Below are 4461 nucleotides of genomic sequence, written 5' to 3'. Positions count from 1 at the left end.
ACTCCGTACTCGACCAAATCCAGTTAGTGGATATTTTTGCGAAGATTCCATTTGTTGACGCATCCGCAAATATCGCCAAATCCGTACCTTCTTCCCCTTTGATATATCCTTTCATACCATAGTAAACAATACGTGCCAGTTCTGCACATGAAGGAAGATACCAGTTACCAACCTTGAATTTATCGGCTAAAACCTCATTAAGTTTAACTTTCGGTTCGTACATCTTACAATAGAATGAAGCCGGATAATACAAACATCTTACTGTATTGTCTGTAATATTGCCCATCTCCTCAACCAGTTCGCGCATGTTTTGAGGAATATACAAACCGTTTGACTGTAACGCGTATAATGCTTGTTCGTGCATCTTGTCCGTATTCCTTTTACCGTCCCAGTCAGAAAGTGATCCCGAAATAAATTCCTTAAATGTTGTATTGTCATTCTCCCGGTATGTTTCATCACTAACGGTTAATGAGCTGTTTGCTCCATCTGCAACGGTGTAGTTTTTTAAATCCGGTATATCCAAATCATTGCGTCCCCATGGTATAGTAGCCAGATTGTCTAATGCAATCATCCGCCTGTCATTTCCATTAACATAAAAACAAATCCCGATTACCGAACGGTTCGCATCGTAAATATCAGAATATGAGCCATCGTAATATACATAGTCTCCTGGTTTCGGTTCAGGCAGGAAAAAGAAAATCTTTCTGGTAGATGATATTTCCTCTCCGCCTAAAAGTTCCATCGTGAGAGTAACTTCTGCAGCCCCTGCTCCGCCGACTTTCTTTACGGTTAATATTCCGTCTTCTGTAATATCGGCGTAGCTGTTTGTCGTTATGCTCCATTTTGCCCGGCGGAAATTGTTGGCCGTGGAAGGCGTGGCCGCATATACCATTTGATAAGTACCGGTATCCGGATAATAACCGTTTCCGGAAATTACAGGGGCGTTCATTCTCATTACCCTATAAGTTACATATAATTTATTATTCGGATCGTCGATATCTCCGAAAGCTTCGATCATTGCTCTTTTTTGTGCAAAATTCGGCATATTGGCGGAATCCTGTTTCAAGTTGATAACTCCCGTAAGTTCCGCTTTCATTTCTGCAAGTCTGAAAAGATAATCCAAAGAGAAATCATTCCAAAGGATATCGGTAATATTTACATTTGCCAACTTTTGCACTTCATGTGACAAGCAGTCCTCGATTATTGCCCGCGAATCCACCGCCGGGCAATTACGGATAGAAACGGATACAAGAGAGGAAGTTTCATCAATGGAGAATACTCCCCCCTTCTTCCCCAGATTCGGAAGATTTACAAGCGCAAGGGTTGTAAGCCCTTCGGGTAATTGCAAGGTAATTAACTTGTCTGTCTGTGGCAGACTAAATCCTGTTACCGTACTTCCTTTTGCCCTTAGTTCTTTCAGCAACGTATTAGCCGATAAATCAAGCGTGTAATTTTTGTAAGAGCCATCATTTTGTAATCCGAATCCCCTGCAATTGGTTATATCCAATACCTCGAGCATCCGGTTTTTATTTAACGAAAGTGTAGTTTCCCGCTTGTTAATGAATCCTTCTTCATCCTTTCCTATAATAAGCCGCCTTAATCTTGGTGCCGCCCCTATATCATCTATCTGTATATCTCCCATTTGTGACAGGTCGCCCAGATCTACAATCAAATCAGACGAGAAAATATAAATGATAAAATTAGAAACCTCCGAATCAATCTGATTTTTAAAAGTCACACCATTTTTCAGATCCAGGCAACGCTGCGTCGTTACTTTGTTTGTCGATCCCCATTCAGCACGCGGATAGAGACAACAGTAAGGCACTACGGTTAAGTCCGCACCCCGTCCCCATACACGTAATACCAGATTATTCTTAGGCGCATCCCCCGAATGAAATTTGCTGTCCCAATACCGGTATGAATAGTACATCCAGTAATTACGTTGGTGTTTTTTATCTCCGAGTGCAGCTTCTATATATGCCGGATTATTCTTATACAGTGCCCAGGCAGCATACGCGAACAAGGCTTCACACCACTGTTCACGGTGGGAATCAAACAAAGCCTTTTCCGCTTCATAGCTATAACCAGCAGAAGAACGCAATGTCCTATCCTGTGCCGCAATCTCTTCCGCAAGTCCTTCCCGTACATTAATCCATAAAGCACTTCTCTGACCGTTGAACACAACATTTCCGCCTGCGTCCAGGTCGGTATCCTCATAATAATACGGATAACTCAATTTACCGTTATTATCGTTTCCGTTCCCGGTATCAGCATCATAGACAATAGGGTAAAAGCGTATTCCGTCTTCTGTTACCAGGTGCATATTTTTTGCTCTGGAATCAATCATTAAATGACGGGCGGTAAAATTATAGTAATATACCGCTTTTTCCCAATCCAGATAATCATCCTTTTCAGTCAAGAACTTGGCCAGACGATAAGAAGCATTATCTACGGTATATTCCTTTCCGTCCTTATCTATGAACGGTTGCGGCAACGCTTCACCGGTTGCCTGCTCCTGGTTGGTTGAATGTACCCAGTTGCAAAAACGTACAAGGGCTGCACATTCTTTATTTGCCTGTTCTACCTGCCCTTCCGTTTTGGCTTCTCCATAAATACACCCTTCGTTTATTTCCGAATCTCCCGGCAAACGGCTTTCAAATTCCGCTGTTATATCATTCCTGGTTTTACCTGTATCATCCACCCAGCATCCCCGGTATGAATGATCGAAAAATGTAATGTTATCCGAAACTTCCCAAATTTCGGCTTTTGGATATTTCTTACGGTCAAAACCCAGAATGTTTAAGTTTCCTTTATCGTTGTTGAAATCGAACATAGAAACATATTTCATTCGGGATTCTCCCGGTTTTTTCCAGTATATACACATAGGAAAACCAAAGATTGTCTGCCGGTAAGTTACTTCTTTCGCTTCGTCCGCCTGTTCCTGCTGTGGTCCGCTAAGCAAACCGGCAGCAACAGCAACCCGGTTATAAAGTTCCGCAAGAACGGTGTTATTACACATTTCGGAAGACATGTAATTTATCTTATAGCAAAACTTGCTTTCTCCGGGAGTTCTTTTACTCAACGGATATTTGTTTAACTTTTCCAGTAATCCAACCGGCAGGAATCCTTCTTTAAAATCCTCCTTGTAGTTGCGGTATTTAAATTCTCCCTCCGGTTCCGTAGCCTCTATTTTAGAAGATGATGTACCCTGTACGTCAATTACCGCATTTTCCGCTGTAAATGAGGGTGCATCTTCTACCCCCATGGAAAGCGGGTTTTCAAAGCTGGTATTTGGTACCGGCGTTTTTTCTCCTTTTACTGCCGGCAAAGATGCTGTTTCCAGAACCATGACAGGAAGGTTCGGAAGAGCTTTACGCAATTTCGCATAATTGACGTTACCAGCATCATCGAAAACGTCATTTCTCCGGGCGATTGCTATCTTATCCGCGGCTTTTGGAGTGTCATAGGCGTAATTCCCTATGATTTCCTGTATCGTTAAACTTTTATCATAAACCCGAATCGCATATAAATCGACGTCGCACTCGTCAGACCCGATTACAATTTGTTGCGGGTTTGCCTGTTTGAAAGTGTCCGCTTTGCTATACACTGCAATTCCCTGGGGGACACCATCGGCAACCACTGACATAAAACACCGGTCAGCCCTTTCATCGCATTCAACCATAAATCCCAGCCTGATGTGTGTTTCCTCTTTAAAATCTGTAAAGGTGGATGAACCGGAAGAAGAAAAAGTGGCTCCATTGGCAAAAATCTGAATCCCGACACCATTAACCGGATCATAGCAAGAAAGAACCGGAGCGTTCATATCTACGCAATTTCTTGTTGCAAGCTCTACCTCTATCATCTTGCCCGTCTTAGTTCCGGGATTATCCAAATCATTGCCCTGCCCGTAATTCTTATCAAAAGGCAAATAAGGTATTGTTACACGTGCCCCGCTTCTGATATGACACGCCACATTTCCGTCGTTGTCAGTATTCCAGCCACTACCATTTTCCGAAAAATCGAAATTTTCCGAAAAGATGGCCACAATTTCCGGGACGTCTTTTTCTCTGCTTATCCATTGTGCCTTGTCTGACGCCGTATTAGAACGCCCTGCGGATGTCAGAAACAAACGGCAATCCGTGGCCGGTGCAAGAGTTATGCCCTCAATCATATTAACATGTAACGGTAATTCCCTTCTTACGTCGGCCGCTTCCAATACCAGGATAATATCGCCGACATATTCTTCGTTCGTCAAAGGAATATTCCAGGTAGTTACCGCGGAAACTCCGCCGGTCATTATTACATTGTCTTCCGTTGTAAACAACTCCCGCCCTGTTGATGATTCAATGCTCATTGTGACCGGTGTAACTCCTTCACCGTTCTTATTAAATACCCAGTATTTCAATATCACCGTATCGTATATCGTAGCTGCCTGAACGGGAAAATCCACTCCGATAGCCG

At 43.0% G+C, this 4461-nt stretch carries 1 protein-coding gene; it reads right to left on the bottom strand.

Features of this window, described 5'->3' with window-relative positions; all coding sequences use genetic code 11:
- Window positions 1–4461, bottom strand: a 4461-nt coding sequence (locus tag NSB03_RS20000; protein WP_257466610.1) for a hypothetical protein, incomplete at both ends; no start/stop codon positions are given.

Source organism: Bacteroides acidifaciens, assembly GCF_024623065.1.
GTDB classification, from domain to species: domain Bacteria; phylum Bacteroidota; class Bacteroidia; order Bacteroidales; family Bacteroidaceae; genus Bacteroides; species Bacteroides acidifaciens.
The sequence above is the reverse complement of the archived record's forward strand: the minus strand, read 5'-3'. Positions and strand labels throughout refer to the sequence as shown.